Source organism: Pseudomonas sp. LABIM340 (assembly GCF_040017195.2).
Classification (GTDB): domain Bacteria; phylum Pseudomonadota; class Gammaproteobacteria; order Pseudomonadales; family Pseudomonadaceae; genus Pseudomonas.
Genome location: NZ_CM200227.1, coordinates 128,019 through 143,000 on the forward strand (window position 1 = coordinate 128,019; position 14,982 = coordinate 143,000).

Here is a 14,982-nt window from a genome sequence, read left to right on the forward strand (position 1 = left end):
CGCTGATCCCATGCATTACCAGAACATCCTTTTCGACCTCGACGGCACCCTCACCGACCCGCGCGAGGGTATCACCCGTTCGATCCAGTACGCCCTCGCCCAGCTGGGCATCGACGAGCCCGACCTGCGTCAGCTCGAACACTTCATCGGCCCGCCGCTGCTGCAGTGCTTCATGAGCAGCTACGACTTCGACGAGGCGCGCGCCTGGGAAGCGGTGAACCACTATCGCGTGCGCTTCAAGGACACCGGGCTTTACGAGAACAAGGTGTTCGATGGCGTCGCCGAGCTGCTGCAACTGCTCGGCGGCCAGGGTCGCACGCTGTTCATCTGCACCAGCAAGCCGACCGTGTTTGCCGCCGAAATCGCCCGCCACTTCGGCTTCGCCAGGCACTTCAAGGTGATCTACGGCAGCGAGCTGGACGGCACGCGCACCAACAAGGTCGAGCTGATCGAGCACCTGCTGGGCATCGAGCAACTGGACCTGAAGCAGACGCTGATGATCGGCGACCGCAAGCACGACCTGATCGGCGCGCACCGCAACGGCCTGTCCGCCGCGGGCGTCGGCTACGGCTTCGGCAGCCGCGAAGAGCTGATGGCGGAAAGCCCAGCGCACTACTTCGCGAGCATGGACGAGCTGCGCGCGGCGTTTGCCTGACCGCGCAGCGCTGAACCTGCAGGAGCGGGCCATGCCCGCGACCGGCTGACTGGATCGTAGGGCGGATAACGCGCCAGCGTTATCCGCCGCGAGGGATTCGGCGGATAACCCGTTCCGGGTTATGCGCCCTACAGCCGATTCTTTCGCGATCGATTTCCGGCCGCTCCTGGCAAGCCGCCGCCCATCTCGGACGGAGTCCGCTCCTACGAAGCCGGGTAAACCGCGTGGTGAATCAACCGCGCAACCACTCCGCCAGCCGCCCCATCATTTCATCGCACCTGGCCAACTGTTCCAGGCTGACGAACTCGTCCGGCTTGTGGCCCTGGTCCATGCTGCCCGGACCGCAGACCACGGTGGGGATGCCGGCCTGGTGGAACAGTCCGCCCTCGGTGCCGTAGGCCACGGTGGTGAAATCGTTCGAGCCAGTGAGCTGCGCGATCAGCTCCGCAGCCTGGGCCTGCTGGTCGGTGACCAGCGCCGGGTAGGCGGAAATCTCGCTGAAGCGGATGTCCGTCTCGGCCTTTACCGCACGCATCTTCGGCAACAATTCGGCCTCGGCGAAGGCGCGCAGGTCATCGGCGACCTGTTGCGGATCGTCGCTGGGCAGCGCGCGTACTTCGAAATCGAACTGGCATTCAGCGGGCACGATGTTCAGCGCGCGACCGCCGCTGATCACGCCGGTCTGCACGGTGGAGTAGGGCGGATCGAAGCGCGGGTCATGGCGCTCGGGTGCGGCCAGGCGGGTGCCGATCTCGCCGAGGCGACCGATCAGTTTCGCCGCGTACTCGATGGCGTTCACGCCCTGCGGCGCGTAGGCCGAGTGGCACGGCGCGCCGTGTACCTGGCAGCGCATGGCGAGCTTGCCCTTGTGGCCGAGCACCGGCTTGAGTTCGGTAGGTTCACCGATGATGCACAGCATCGGTTTGTGTTCGCGGTGCTCCAGCGCGGCGAGCAGCGAGCGCACGCCGAGGCAGCCGACTTCCTCGTCGTAGGAGAAGGCCAGGTGCACCGGCAGGCGCAACGGTTGGGCGAGGAACGCCGGCACCGCCGCCAGTACGCAGGCGATGTAGCCCTTCATGTCCGCGGTGCCGCGCCCGTAGAGGCGGCCATCGCGTTCGGTGAGCTCGAACGGCGGGACCGTCCATGGCTGCCCATCGGTGGGCACCACGTCGGTGTGGCCAGACAGGCACACGCCGCCGCGGTCCTGCGGACCCAGCGTGGCGTAGAGATTGGCCTTGCCGCCTTCAGCATCGTGGAACAGCTCGCAGGCGATGCCGAAGCCTGCGAGGTAGTCGCGGATGTAGTGGATCAGCGCCAGGTTGGAATTTCGGCTGACGGTATCGAAGGCGATCAGGTCGGCGAGGATTTCGCGGCTGGAAGGCATGGTCGGGTCCTGCTTCAGAACTTTTGCAGGAGCAGGCATGGCCCGCTCCCGCGAGAAGGTCACTTACTCGTCGCCCGGCACGCCGTAGCTCGGCGCCTTGGTCGGGTCGAGGGCGCGCACCAGATAGTCCTCCAGCTGCGGCTTGTAGGCCACCCAGAGTTTTTCCAGCTCATCGATGGGCGCTTCGTCCGCCCAGTCTACGCGCAGGTCGACAATCGGCCAGACCAGGTCGCCGACGACTTTCAGGGCGGCCGAATGCACCGGGCCAGCCTCTCCACCGGCGGCCATCGCCGCCTGCATCGCGGCCAGCAGGCGCTCGGCCAGGCAGCCGTTGGCGCTTTCGAAGGCCTGGGTCATGGCTTGGATCACCGCGGGGGACGACAGCAGGTTGCCCGCCGCCACGCAGTTTTCCCCGGCCACGGCGTTGTACACGCCCAGCGCTTCGCTGCCGGTGAACAGCGCGACCTTGCCGTGCTGGTCGATCACCGTCACCTGGCGGTACTGGCTGTAGCCATTGCTGGAGAGCGCCTTGTCCAGCGCCGCGCCCGGCTCCAGGCCGGCTTCGAGCTGGTCGAGGATCTGCGGGCCGAGGGCCGGCAGGGTGATGTTCTGCGTGGCCACCGCGCCGACGCCGGCGCGTACCCAGGGGCAGCGCGCGCCCACGGCGATGCTTGAGGAGCTGATGGCGATACCCAGTTGTCCGGTTTCGGCGCAGCGGCCGACGATGGAGAAGGTCATGGTGGCTCCTTTGCTTGTTCTATCAGCGCAAACCTGCACAAACGACGAAGCGGCGAGGCAGGAAATCCCACGTCGCCGCATCGCATTTCAGTTCATCGATCAGTCCGGAATGACCGCGATGACATCGATCTCCATCAGCCACTGCGGCTGGCCGAGGGCCGACACCACCAGGCCGGTGGAGATCGGGAACACGCCCTTCAGCCACTTGCCGACTTCCTGGTACACCGGCTCGCGGTAGCGCGGGTCGATCAGGTAGGTGGTGGTCTTGACGATGTGCGACAGGTCGCTGCCGGCTTCTTCCAGCAGTTGCTTGACGTTCTTCATCGCCTGTTCGGCCTGGGCACGCGGGTCACCGAGGCCCACCAGGTTGCCCTCGAAGTCAGTACCGACCTGGCCGCGTACGTACACGGTGTTGCCGGCACGCACGGCCTGGCAGAGGTCGTTGTCCAGGGTCTGGTTCGGGTAGGTGTCCTTGGTGTTGAACATGCGGATGCGAGTGTGGGTAGGCATCTCTTACTCCCAGGATGCGGCTTTCGGAACGGAGCCTTCGCGCTGCGAGGCATCCTGATATTCGACATAACGGCGTTGGGTGGCGATGTGGCCGGCCACGTGCTTGGCGTCGTGCCATACGCCCCAGATGAACGAGGAGCCACGGCGCGACAGCCACGGCAGGCCGACGAAGTACACGCCCGGCTCGCGGGAAACGCCGCGCTGGTGCTTGGGCTTGCCCTTGTCGTCGAAGGCGTTCACCTGCAGCCAGTTGAAGTCCACGGCGTAGCCGGTGGCCCAGATGATCGAGGTGATGCCGGCTTCGGCCAGGTCCAGCTGCTGGATCGGGTTGCGGATGCACCCGGCGTCCGGGTAGACCTTGCGGGCTTCCGGTTCGAGCGGCAGGTCGAGGCCGTTCTGCTCGATATAGGCGTCGGCGGCGTCCAGCAGGCCGAGGTAGTTGTCGTCGCCGGCTTTCAGGTTGGCCACCAGGTCGTCCTGGAAGGTCACCTTGCCGTCAGCGAAGGACTTGGTCAGGCCGGTCAGGGTGATGCCCTCGTTGGCCAGACGGCGGAAGTCGATGGTCTCGCCGCCACGGGCACCGCTCACGGCGATGGTCACGTGCTCGCGGCCCGGCTGCACTTCCTCGGCGTCCCACAGACCGAGCACACCCAGCCACCAGACGAAGTCGCGGTTGCGGTAGGAGCGCGGCGGACGGTCATGGGCGCCCACGGAGAGGAAGACTTTCTTGCCGGCGCGGTTCAGCTCGTCGGCGATCTGCACGCCGGAGGAGCCGGCACCGATCACCAGTACGGCGCCTTCGGGCAGCTGCTGCGGGTTGAAGTACTTGGCCGAGTGGATCTGCTGGATGCTCTCGTCCTTCGGCGCGATGGCCGGGATCACCGGGCGCTGGAACGGGCCGGTGGCGGAGACGATGCGCAGAGCCTGGAGAGTGCCCTCGGAGGTTTCCACGGTGAAGCCGGGGCGGCCTTCGTTGCGGGTGACCTTCTTCACTTCCACGCCGGTGCGGATCGGCGCGTTGAACTGCTTGGCGTAGGCGACGAAGTACTCGGCGACCTGCTCCTTGGCCGGGAAGTCATCCGGGCCGACCGGGAATTCCATGTTCGGGAAGCGGTCATGCCAGGCCGGGCCGTTGGCGACCAGCGAGTCCCAGCGGCCGGTACGCCAGGCTTCGGCGATGCGGCTCTTTTCCAGCACGATGTGCGGCACGCCCTGTTGGGTCAGGTGCTCGCTCATGGCCACGCCGGCTTGTCCGGCGCCAACGACCAGCGTGTCGATTTCCAGGTTATCAAGCGACTTCTTGCCGAAGGCGCCTGGATTCAGGTCGGTCATGGCTTGCTTCCTCAGACTCTGATCACGTTTGTTCTTGTTGCGGCTGCGGTGAGCTGTTGGCCGCATTCTGTTCAGAGGCTGTGAATAGCGAAATTATGTTTTTTGTAGTCGCAGGCTAGGGAAAAGCTGCACCCACGCAAACCCCGCGGCTCGCGGGCTGCAGGGGAGGGGGTATAGGATTTTTGGTGGCTGGGGCGACAAATTGGATAGGCAGAATGTGGCTTGTTCGGGCTTGATCCCCCGCCAGCGTCACCTGCGTGTCGCCATCCTGCGGAGGCATTCATCCTGAACGTCTGGCGGATCAGCGGCTTTCCGCCACCGCCTCGATGAACCGCTCCAGCACCAGGTTCGGCCGGCGGCCCTTGCGGGTCACCACGGTCAGCGGGATGTCGTAGTGGAAGCGCTCCGGCCGCAGCGGGCGCAGGCGGCCCTGGGCGACCCAGTCGGCGGCGTAGTGGTCGGGCAGGTAGCCGATGTAGCTGCCGGTGAGAATAAGGAAGGCCATGCCCTCTCGGTCGGAGGCGTTGGCGCTGCCGCGCAGTTCCTGGTGGCGCTCCTGGGCTTCGGCGGGGATGCGGTAGCTGGGCTCCACCGCGTCGCAGGCGTGAATCTCCTCCACCGTGATGCTCGCGTCGTCGCGCTCGAACAGCGGATGCTCCTGGCTGCAGAACAGCAGCGAGCGCTCCTCATAAAGGGCGGAATACTCCAGCCCCGACAGCGGGCTGATGAGCGGCACCACCCCCACATGCAACCGTCCGTCGAGAACTCCCAGCTCGATCTCGTTGGGCGTGGTCATCCCGATGTTGATCCGCACGCCCGGCCCGCTGGCCTTCAGCGCGCGCAGGGCGTGGGTGATGCGCATCTGCGGTAGGGTCACCAGGTTATTGATGATGCCGATGTTCAGCTCGCCGCGCAGGTGCTGGTGCAACTCGTTGACCTCGGCGCGGAAACCCTCCAGCGCCGCCAGCAGCGACTGGGTCGCGCGGTACACCTCGCGGCCCTCGTCGGTCAGCGCGAAGCCCGCCCGGCCGCGCTGGCACAGGCGCATGCCCAGGCGCTTTTCGAGGTCGCCCATGTGCAGGCTGATGGCCGAGCGGCTGATGCCCAGCGTGCTTTCCGCGGCCGAGAAGCTGCCGCACTCGACTATGGTTTTGAAGATGCGCAGCAGGCGGATCTCGAAGTCGCTGACCTGGCCCAGGGAAGGCGCCCGTTGTTTCGCCATTTTAGTTTTACCAATCCGAAACTGAACGTAAGAAGAATAAGCTTTAACTCACGTTAAGTCAGGCCCAATCTACGAGCATCGCACCAGGCCCGACGCGGCCTGCGCGCCCAACAAGACTGTCGTCGAGGACATGCTCCATGAACCAGCAAGTGAACGTCACCCCGTCGGTGGCCAGCGAACTGAACCTGAAGGCCCACTGGATGCCCTTCAGCGCCAACCGCAACTTCCATAAGGACCCGCGCATCATCGTCGCTGCCGAAGGCAGCTGGCTGGTGGACGACCAGGGCCGCAAGATCTACGACAGCCTGTCGGGCCTGTGGACCTGCGGTGCCGGTCACTCGCGCAAGGAAATCGCCGACGCGGTCGCCAAGCAGCTGACCACCCTCGACTACTCCCCGGCCTTCCAGTACGGCCACCCGCTGTCCTTCAAGCTGGCTGAAAAAATCACCCAGCTGACCCCGGCCGGCCTCGACCACGTGTTCTTCACCGGCTCGGGCTCCGAGTGCGCCGACACCTCGATCAAGATGGCCCGCGCCTACTGGCGCCTGAAAGGCCAGGCGCAGAAGACCAAGCTGATCGGCCGCGCCCGTGGCTACCACGGCGTGAACGTCGCCGGCACCGCCCTGGGCGGCATCGGTGGCAACCGCAAGATGTTCGGCCAGCTGATGGACGTCGACCACCTGCCGCACACCCTGCAGCCGGGCATGGCCTTCACCAAGGGCATGGCCGAAACCGGCGGCGTCGAGCTGGCCAACGAACTGCTGAAGCTGATCGAACTGCATGACGCCTCGAACATCGCCGCCGTCATCGTCGAGCCGATGTCCGGTTCCGCTGGTGTACTGGTACCGCCGAAGGGCTACCTGCAGCGCCTGCGCGAAATCTGCGACCAGCACAACATCCTGCTGATCTTCGACGAAGTGATCACCGCCTTCGGCCGTATGGGCAAGGCCACCGGCGCCGAGTACTTCGGCGTGAAGCCGGACATCATGAACGTCGCCAAGCAGGTCACCAACGGTGCCATCCCCATGGGCGCGGTGATCGCCAGCAGCGAAATCTACGACACCTTCATGGGCCAGAACCTGCCGGAATACGCCGTCGAGTTCGGCCATGGCTACACCTACTCCGCGCACCCGGTCGCCTGCGCCGCCGGTATCGCCGCGCTGGACCTGCTGGAGAAAGAGAACCTGATCCAGCAGTCGCTGGAACTGGCTCCTTACTTCGAGAAGGCCCTGCACGGCCTGAAGGGCGCGAAGAACGTCATCGACATCCGCAACTGCGGCCTGGCCGGCGCGATCCAGATCGGCGCCCGTGACGGCGACGCCATCGTGCGTCCGTTCGAAGCCAGCATGAAGCTGTGGAAAGAAGGCTTCTACGTGCGCTTCGGCGGCGACACCCTGCAGTTCGGCCCGACCTTCAACGCCAAGCCCGAGGACCTGGACCGCCTGTTCAGCGCCGTGGGCGACGCCCTCAACGGGGTCGCGTAAGTGAGCGAGCGTCCGAAGGCCGTCCCGACGGTACAGATCGACAACGACAAGGTCCTGGTCACCGAGTGGCGCTTCGCCCCCGGTGCCGAGACCGGCTGGCATCGCCACGGCATGGAATACGTCGTGGTCCCGGTGACCAACGGCGAACTGCTGCTGGAAACCCCCGAGGGCGAGCGCCGCGCGCCGCTGGTCCTGGGTGCGAGCTACACCCGTCAGATCGGAACCGAGCACAACGTGATCAATCCTTGCGATCACGAAGTGGCGTTCATCGAGATCGAGCTCAAGAGCGACGACCACCCGCACAGCCACTGAGTGCGCGGGCACGCGAGAAGGCATGCCGTGCCGAGTCACCTTAGAGTGACTGCCGGCATGCCTTGCAGCCCACGCTTCACCCCGAACAATTCCCTCTCCCTTCAGGGAGAGGGCTGGGGAGAGGGGCTCTTGAAGCCCTTCACCCGAACCACTCAAGCGAGAAGAGACTTCCCATGACCACCGTCAAGCACCTGATCGGCGGCGAGATGATCGCCGACACCGGCCGCACCGCCGACGTCTTCAACCCGTCCACCGGCGAAGCCATCCGCAAGGTCCCGCTGGCCAGCCGTGAAACCGTCCAGCAGGCCATCGACGCCGCCAAGGCCGCCTTCCCGGCCTGGCGCAACACCCCGCCGGCCAAGCGCGCCCAGGTGCTGTTCCGCTTCAAGCAACTGCTCGAAGCCAACGAGCAGCGCATCGTCCAGCTGATCAGCGAAGAACACGGCAAGACCATCGAAGACGCCGCCGGTGAACTCAAGCGCGGCATCGAGAACGTCGAGTACGCCAGCGCCGCCCCGGAAATCCTCAAAGGCGAATACAGCCGCAACGTCGGCCCGAACATCGATGCCTGGAGCGACTTCCAGCCGATCGGCGTAGTCGCCGGCATCACTCCGTTCAACTTCCCGGCCATGGTGCCCCTATGGATGTACCCGCTGGCCATCGCCTGCGGCAACACCTTCATCCTCAAGCCGTCCGAGCGTGACCCGAGCTCCACCCTGCTGATCGCCGAACTCTTCGAAGAAGCCGGCCTGCCCAAGGGCGTGCTGAACGTGGTGCACGGCGACAAGACCGCCGTGGACGCGCTGATCGAAGCCCCGGAAGTGAAGGCCCTGAGCTTCGTGGGCTCGACCCCGATCGCCGAGTACATCTATTCCGAAGGCACCAAGCGCGGCAAGCGCGTACAGGCCCTGGGCGGCGCCAAGAACCACGCCGTGCTGATGCCCGACTGCGACCTGGACAACGCCGTCAGCGCCCTGATGGGTGCGGCCTACGGCTCCTGCGGCGAGCGCTGCATGGCCATCTCCGTGGCCGTTTGCGTGGGCGACCAGATCGGCGACGCGCTGGTCGAGAAGATCGTTCCGCAGATCAAGGCCCTGAAAATCGGCGCCGGCACCAACTGCGGCCTGGACATGGGCCCGCTGGTCACTGGCGCTGCCCAGGCCAAGGTCACCGGCTACATCGATACCGGTGTCGAGCAAGGCGCCCAGCTGCTGGTCGACGGCCGCAACTTCAAGGTGGCCGGTCACGAGAACGGCTTCTTCATCGGCGGCACCCTGTTCGACAAGGTGACCCCGGACATGACCATCTACCAGGAAGAAATCTTCGGCCCGGTGCTCTGCATCGTGCGCGTGAACAGCCTGGAAGAAGCCATGCAGCTGATCAACGACCACGAATACGGCAACGGCACCTGCATCTTCACCCGCGACGGTGAAGCGGCCCGCCTGTTCTGCGACGAGATCGAAGTCGGCATGGTCGGCGTCAACGTACCGCTGCCGGTACCGGTGGCCTACCACAGCTTCGGCGGCTGGAAGCGTTCGCTGTTCGGCGACCTCCACGCCTACGGCCCGGATGGCGTGCGCTTCTACACCAAGCGCAAGGCCATCACCCAGCGCTGGCCGCAGCGCAAGTCGCACGAAGCGGCGCAGTTCGCCTTCCCCAGCAATGGCTGATTGTGAATAAGCGGTAAGAAAAAGGCCGGTCTGATGACCGGCCTTTTTTGTTTCCAGCGGCAGAACTTGTGGATCAGTGGCGCTGAAAAGATGGTACGTAGTTAGGTACAATGTTTCCTCGCACGCCACTGTTCGCCATCGGCGGCAAGGATGACCTTTCATGCAAGTACTCACCTTCACCCAGGCCCGCGCCGATCTGAAGCAGACCATGGACGATGTGTGCCGCGATCACGAACCGGCGGTCATCACCCGCCAGCGCGGCGAGCCGGTGGTGATGATTTCCCTGGAGGACTACAACGGCATGCAGGAGACCCTCTACCTGCTGAGTTCCACTGCCAACGCCAAGCGGCTGCGCGAATCCCTCGACGAGGTGCGCGCAGGCAAGGCTCAGGTCAAGGAGCTGACCGTTGAACGTGAAGTCGAAAAGCCGTAACAAGTCGACCGCCCGAGGCTCCATCAGTGTTGCCTTCACCAGCCATGGCTGGGAGGACTATCAGTTCTGGGAGCAGGGTGATGCGGATGTCTTCCGCGTCATCAACGAGCTGATCGAGGAGTGCCGGCGTACGCCGCACAAAGGTACGGGCCGGCCTGAGCCGTTGAAGGGCGATCTGTCCGGGTTCTGGTCGCGCCGCATCACCCGTGAGCACCGCCTGATCTACTTCTTCGAGGGCGAGGTGCTGACGATCCTGCAGTGCCGATACCACTACGACAAATAGGGCCGCTGATGCGGCCCTTCTTCTTTTCCGGCTAGTCACGCCAGGCCAACTGAGGAACTTCTTCCCAGCGTATCCACAGGTCGCCTTGCCAGTTCAGCAGCATCAGGCGGCGGGCGTCCCAGGTGAGAAGGACGCGGCGGGGTGTTTCGGATGCCGCGGTGTGCTGGTCACGCAGGGTGGGGAGGACGTCCTGGGTGAGCCAGCGGTCGAGGGCTTCGAGTTCGGGGTGGCCGAAGCGCAGCAGGGCCTTGTAGAGGGCGGCTTCGCTGAGCATCACGGTTTCTTCGTCGCTGCCGGTGCTGTAGGCGAGGCGGACGGTGCGGATTTCGTGGGGGTAGAAGCGGTGGTGGATGCTGTGGGGGAAGCGGTAGGCGACGAGGCGGGCGATGTCGCGGGCGGCGAACCAGGGTTGGTTGTCGATCAGGACGCCGCGCAGTGGGCGGTTGTAGCGGGTGAAGAAGGTTGGGGTGTAGGTGTTGTGCATAAGTGGAACTCCCATTGATTGAAGTAGCCGCCACCTGTGTCGCCAAACAAAGGGAGGCAGATCACGCGGGGTTGGCGAACCGGTCAACAGGAAACCCGGCAGACACAGAGGTCTCCCCGCGCGATCCGCCATAAGCGTTGCAGAAATTTCTGCAGGGTGCGCGGGGGCCTACAAAAACATTCGCTGTTTTCGTAAGCACCTGTGGGCGCTATCGCGCCTGTTGCACTTGGGTCGCCAAACCCAGGTCACGGATGTGACTGGGCGAGAATAGGAATGCCAGGGATACCCAACAAGCAGCCGTTTCCGGCTTGCCTGTAGGAGCGAGCTTGCTCGCGAACCGCCCTGCGCAGGCATCCCCTTGTAGGAGCGGGCCATGCCCGCGATCGCGCGCATGGCGCGCTCCTACAGGTCAGCTCCGGTGTTTCGGTATACGTCGGAGCGGAGTTTGTCCGCGATGCTTTCAGGTTGGGTGTTACGCGCCGCTTCGGCGTGCGCGCGGAATCCTTGTTTCGCCCCCTCGGGCGACCTTCTTTGGCAAACGCCCCAAAGAAGGCAAAGGTCTTGCCCCGGACATCCGGTTTTTCGCTTGGGGCGAAAAATTCCCTCGTTGAATCGGAGTTTCAGGGGCACGCGCTGACGGGCCATCCCTGGCCCGACAGCGCTCTCGCGACATCCATGTCGCTCAACCCCTGAAACTCCAATTCAACGAGGCCTCCTGAACGGGGCGATTCGGAGTGCGCTGGTGTTTCTCTGGAAGTCTTTCAGAGCCGAAGCCGGTTGTCCGTGGTGGGGGCGGTGCGAGGCTGTCGCGGGGGGGGCCCGTTCTTACAGGAGAATGACGCGGCTCGTGTAGGAGCGGGCCATGCCCGCGATCCGCCGGCAGGGCCGGCGGTGGGAGCAGGCGCGAGGATCAGCCCAGCTGCTTCTTCAGGTAGATCCGCTGATGCCCCGGCGGGCAGTCTTCGAGGACGCCCATGCGCTCGAAGCCCTGCTTCTCGTAGAAGCCGGGGGCCTGGAAGCTGTAGGTGTAGAGGAACAGGCCGACGCAGCCGCGGCGGCGGGCTTCGTCTTCGGCCAGGGCGATGAGCTGGCTGCCCAGGCCGCTGCCGCGCTGGTCGTCCTGCAGCCAGAGGTAGTCGATGTAGAGCCAGCCCATGCCGGACTGGCCGAACATGCCGCCGACCACTTCGCCGTCTTCGCTGCGGGCGTAGAGTTCGAAGTCGTCGTAGGTGTTGCTGCGGCCCATCTGCCCCAGGTTGTAGGCAAGCAGGCCCTTGACCACGACGTCGCGGGCTTGCGGGTCGATGCCGAGGGTGAAATCGAATGGGGTTTGCATGGTGCCCTCCGGATTGGCGAAGGCGACCAGTCTAGGGAGATGCTGCCACGATGGGTAGGCACCTTTGGTAGCGGCGGGCGTGCAGGGACGGATAGTGCTGCACGCTCAGAGCAGTTCCTTGCGCGTGGTGTTGATCAATTGCAGCTGCGTGTCGCGGAAGAAAAGGTAGCGATAGGCACCGTTGTTCGGGCCGTACATCCAGGTTTCCAGCTGCGGCTGTCCGGGGATGAATTTGCCGTCCGGTCCGCGCCTTGGCTTTGTGGGCGGTGTGACGACACGCTTGTCCGGCTGCCCGCACTTGGCGAGCACTTCGTCCATCGGGTCGCCTTCGTTGATCAGGCTGGTGCCGCAGCGCAGGGTGCCGGCGTGGGCGGTACCGGCGGCCAGGGTGAGGAGCAGGGCTATCAGCCAGGGGCGCATGGGGCGACTCCGTTGCAGGTTCAAGGCCCACCCTAACGACCGGAAAGTGACGCTGCATTGAGCTGACGCAGGCTCAACGCACCGGGCCGGCATTGCGCACGTACAAGTCCTTCCCGCCAGTATTGCCGATGCCCCGCGCCTGCAATTCGAAGCGCTTGGGGTGGCCCTTGATCAGGTCGCTCAGCTTCTTGAAGCCGTACAGGCGCGGATCGAAAGCCGGCTGCAGCTTGCTGATGTTCTGTCCCAGGGCTCCCAGTTGCACCCAGTCATCGTCGTCGCCGTCGATGTCGTCGAGCACCTTGGCGATGAAGTCCAGCGGCACCTTCTGCGACTTGGGTTTGCTGGCGGGCCTGGGCGCTTCGGCGGTGCTCGGGGCGGCAGCCTTGTCAGCGGTCGGCGTGGGCTCCGCTGCGGGTTCGGGCGCTGCGCGGAGGATCTCGGTGTAGATGAACTTGTCGCAGGCGGAGACGAAGGGCCTGGGCGTCTTTTCCTCGCCGAAGCCGTAGACGGTCAGGCCCTCTTCGCGCAGGCGTGCGGCCAGCCGGGTGAAGTCGCTGTCGCTGGAAACCAGGCAGAAGCCGTCGAAGCGACGGGTGTAGAGCAGGTCCATGGCGTCGATGATCAGCGCGCTGTCGGTGGCGTTCTTGCCGCTGGTGTAGGCGAACTGCTGCATGGGCTGGATGGAGTGGTCCAGCAGCACCTGCTTCCACTTGCCCAGGTTGGGCTTGGTCCAGTCGCCATAGATGCGCTTCACGCTGGCGACGCCGTACTTGGCGATCTCCTCGAACAGCCCTTCGACGATGGCGGCGGGGGCATTGTCGGCGTCGATCAGGACGGCGAGATGGGTCTGCTGGCGAGGGGAGGGAGACTTGTTGGCCATGCTGCATCCTTTCCATGCGGTCCATGGACCTTAATCGGCTTCATCGCGGGATGCCAGCCGTGGGGATGTCGCGGTGGCCCCGCGACGGCTCAGGCCTGAGCGAACTCGCACTTGTCCCGCCCGCTGCGCTTGGCGTCCAGCAGGGCGGCGTCGGCGCGGCTGAGGGTCTGGGAGTAGCTTTCGCCCGGATGGTGCTCGGCGACGCCGAAGCTGGCGGTGACGGACAGGGCGTTGGTGCCCACGCGCACGGCCAGACAGCGGATGTCGTTGCGCACGCGCTCGATGATGGCGGCGGCGTCAGCCAGGCGGGTGTCAGGGAGGATCAGCAGGAATTCCTCGCCACCCCAGCGGCCGCAGAGGTCGTACTGGCGCAGGGCGGATTCCATGGCGCGGCCGATTTCCACCAGCACGCGGTCGCCCACTTCGTGGCCCCAGGTGTCGTTGACCTGCTTGAAGCGGTCGACGTCGAGCATGGCCAGCACGTAGGACTCGCCGTGGCGCTGGGCGCGTTCGCTTTCCTCGCGCAGGCGCTCCATCAGCAGGCGGCGGTTGGCGATGCCGGTGAGGGTGTCGTGGGTCGAGGCTTCCTTCAGCGCGATGTTCAGGTCGCGCATCATGTCCTGGTAGCGGTCGGAGATGCGCGCGACCTTTTCCAGCTGGCGCAGCTGCTTGTGGTAGCGCTCGGACAGCGTGCTGTTCTGCTGCCGGGCCATGGACTGGAAACCGTCGGAAATCCGCGCGATGCGCTCCAGGCGCGCGAGCTGGTCGAGGGATTGCTGGTGCTTCTGGTACAGGGCCTCGCGCAGGGGGTGCCCTTCGTACTGGGGGGCGGCCAGCAGCTCTTCGATCAGCAGGTCCAGCTCGCGCTCGCTAGTCATGGCTCTTACTCGTCGTAGGCTTGGATGACGAACGGGAAGGTACAGTCCTCGCGGAACTCCTCGGCCAGTTCGGCGACGCGCTCGTTGCGTCGGTCGTAGTGCCACGCCACTCGGGTGGTGCGGCCCTGGCCGTGGGCTTCCTCGAGCAGGTCGAAGATGTCCATCATGGCCTTGATCGAGCTGGTGTTGAGGTACAGCAGGCGCAGGTCGAGCTCCAGCGGGCGCTGTTCCTGGGTGAGGAAGCGTTCGACCCACTCGATGACCTGGCCGAACAGTTCAAAGGAATTCTCCGGGTAGGAGTCGCCCTGCATCGCGAGGATGCCGGCCTGCCAGTCGCCGTGGATCTGCGGGGTGGATTGGGTTCCGGTGACGTTGAGATCGCTCATGTCGGGTCTTCCTGAATTTCGCGGTTCAGATCACGGCGCGCAGGCTGAAGAAGGCGCGGCCGTCGGGTTGTTCGGTGAGGGAGGTCTTGAGCGGCGCGCTGGACTTGCGGGCGATGTCCAGCAGGCCAAGTCCTGCTCCGGTGGGGGCTTCGGCGTCGCGCGGGCGGCGCAGCTGTTCCTTGTAGGCCGCCTTGAGCTGGACCTTGTCGAGCCCGGCGATGCCTTCGATGCTGCGCACCAGGCCCTGGCCGTCGGCCAGTTCCACCAGGTTGCCGGCAGAGACCACGTAGTGGCCTTCGTCATCGCGGGCAATCGCCACGGTGGCCGAGGCTTCCTGCTCGTTGTAGCCGCGCTGGGTGGCGTAGTGGCGGATGTTCTGGGTCATCTCGATGTAGACGGCGAACACGTCCATCGCTTCGCTGGGGTGCGCCTGCTCGGCCTGCAGGTAGTTGCGCAGCGCGTGGCCGATTTCCTCGATCAGGCTGCGCGAGATGGGCCCGTTGAAGCAGAGCAATATGCGTTGCCGGGTGAAGCTCTCGCGCATGGCCAACAGATCTAGCGATTCCATGGATTAA

Annotated in this window: 18 protein-coding genes; 6 read left to right on the top strand and 12 right to left on the bottom strand. The window is 65.1% G+C overall.

Annotated elements, in window-relative coordinates; translation table 11 throughout:
- The first annotated feature begins 10 nt into the window (after positions 1-10).
- Entirely contained in the window at positions 11-655 is a 645-nt protein-coding gene (locus ABKS89_RS00620; protein ID WP_348588709.1) for an HAD family hydrolase, read from the top strand.
- A 232-nt stretch (positions 656-887) separates the two neighbouring features.
- On the opposite strand, the gene argE is transcribed toward ABKS89_RS00620, so the two are convergent.
- From argE to ABKS89_RS00645, 5 genes are all read right to left on the bottom strand, one after another.
- Entirely contained in the window at positions 888-2,039 is a 1,152-nt protein-coding gene (argE, locus tag ABKS89_RS00625; RefSeq protein WP_138213674.1) for an acetylornithine deacetylase, read from the bottom strand.
- Positions 2,040-2,102: 63 nt separating this feature from the next.
- Positions 2,103-2,777 (bottom strand): DUF1028 domain-containing protein, encoded by a 675-nt coding sequence (locus ABKS89_RS00630; RefSeq protein WP_138213349.1) that lies wholly within the window; start codon positions 2,775-2,777, stop codon positions 2,103-2,105.
- 99 nt (positions 2,778-2,876) lie between these two features.
- Positions 2,877-3,287, bottom strand: a complete 411-nt coding sequence (locus ABKS89_RS00635; protein WP_015474916.1) for a RidA family protein — start codon at positions 3,285-3,287, stop codon at positions 2,877-2,879.
- Between the two features lie 3 nt (positions 3,288-3,290).
- Positions 3,291-4,619, bottom strand: a complete 1,329-nt coding sequence (locus ABKS89_RS00640; protein WP_348588708.1) for a flavin-containing monooxygenase — start codon at positions 4,617-4,619, stop codon at positions 3,291-3,293.
- Positions 4,620-4,920: 301 nt separating this feature from the next.
- Complete coding sequence (locus ABKS89_RS00645; RefSeq protein ID WP_081518872.1) at positions 4,921-5,841, bottom strand: LysR family transcriptional regulator; 921 nt, start codon at positions 5,839-5,841, stop codon at positions 4,921-4,923.
- 137 nt (positions 5,842-5,978) lie between these two features.
- Here ABKS89_RS00645 and aptA point away from each other — a divergent pair, with 137 nt between their 5' ends.
- The 5 genes from aptA (at position 5,979) to ABKS89_RS00670 (ending at position 10,023) form a co-directional block, all read left to right on the top strand.
- A complete protein-coding gene (gene aptA, locus ABKS89_RS00650; protein WP_138213347.1) occupies positions 5,979-7,325 on the top strand; it encodes an omega-aminotransferase AptA in 1,347 nt (448 codons plus the stop codon).
- Complete coding sequence (locus ABKS89_RS00655) at positions 7,326-7,637, top strand: cupin domain-containing protein (RefSeq protein ID WP_054910633.1); 312 nt, start codon at positions 7,326-7,328, stop codon at positions 7,635-7,637.
- A 173-nt stretch (positions 7,638-7,810) separates the two neighbouring features.
- Positions 7,811-9,307: a CoA-acylating methylmalonate-semialdehyde dehydrogenase gene (locus ABKS89_RS00660; RefSeq protein ID WP_081518870.1), complete on the top strand. Its 1,497-nt coding sequence runs from the start codon at positions 7,811-7,813 to the stop codon at positions 9,305-9,307.
- A gap of 160 nt (positions 9,308-9,467) precedes the next feature.
- Positions 9,468-9,740 carry a type II toxin-antitoxin system Phd/YefM family antitoxin gene (locus tag ABKS89_RS00665; protein WP_138213346.1) on the top strand — a complete coding sequence of 91 codons (273 nt, stop codon included), beginning with the start codon at positions 9,468-9,470 and terminating at the stop codon, positions 9,738-9,740.
- Positions 9,715-10,023: a Txe/YoeB family addiction module toxin gene (locus ABKS89_RS00670; RefSeq protein ID WP_171039378.1), complete on the top strand. Its 309-nt coding sequence runs from the start codon at positions 9,715-9,717 to the stop codon at positions 10,021-10,023. The genes ABKS89_RS00665 and ABKS89_RS00670 overlap by 26 nt, the downstream gene beginning before the upstream one ends.
- A 31-nt stretch (positions 10,024-10,054) precedes the next feature.
- Here the strand turns inward: ABKS89_RS00670 and ABKS89_RS00675 are convergent, their stop codons facing one another.
- The 7 genes from ABKS89_RS00675 to siaB all read right to left on the bottom strand — a co-directional run bounded on the left by ABKS89_RS00675 (position 10,055) and on the right by siaB (position 14,975).
- Positions 10,055-10,507, bottom strand: a complete 453-nt coding sequence (locus ABKS89_RS00675) for a BRO-N domain-containing protein (protein ID WP_348588707.1) — start codon at positions 10,505-10,507, stop codon at positions 10,055-10,057.
- Positions 10,508-11,417: 910 nt separating this feature from the next.
- The gene (locus ABKS89_RS00680; RefSeq protein WP_348588706.1) at positions 11,418-11,843 is read right to left on the bottom strand and encodes a GNAT family N-acetyltransferase; all 426 of its coding nucleotides are present in this window, start codon (positions 11,841-11,843) and stop codon (positions 11,418-11,420) included.
- 105 nt (positions 11,844-11,948) lie between these two features.
- Positions 11,949-12,263 (bottom strand): DUF2845 domain-containing protein, encoded by a 315-nt coding sequence (locus ABKS89_RS00685; RefSeq protein WP_138213343.1) that lies wholly within the window; start codon positions 12,261-12,263, stop codon positions 11,949-11,951.
- A gap of 73 nt (positions 12,264-12,336) precedes the next feature.
- Positions 12,337-13,143, bottom strand: coding sequence for an NYN domain-containing protein (locus tag ABKS89_RS00690; protein ID WP_348588705.1), 807 nt, complete (start codon positions 13,141-13,143; stop codon positions 12,337-12,339).
- Positions 13,144-13,232: 89 nt separating this feature from the next.
- Positions 13,233-14,021 (bottom strand): biofilm regulation diguanylate cyclase SiaD, encoded by a 789-nt coding sequence (siaD, locus tag ABKS89_RS00695; protein ID WP_348588704.1) that lies wholly within the window; start codon positions 14,019-14,021, stop codon positions 13,233-13,235.
- Between the two features lie 5 nt (positions 14,022-14,026).
- A complete protein-coding gene (gene siaC / locus ABKS89_RS00700) occupies positions 14,027-14,407 on the bottom strand; it encodes a biofilm regulation phosphoprotein SiaC (RefSeq protein WP_348588703.1) in 381 nt (126 codons plus the stop codon).
- A 25-nt stretch (positions 14,408-14,432) separates the two neighbouring features.
- Complete coding sequence (siaB, locus tag ABKS89_RS00705; RefSeq protein ID WP_348588702.1) at positions 14,433-14,975, bottom strand: biofilm regulation protein kinase SiaB; 543 nt, start codon at positions 14,973-14,975, stop codon at positions 14,433-14,435.
- Positions 14,976-14,982 lie beyond the last annotated feature (7 nt).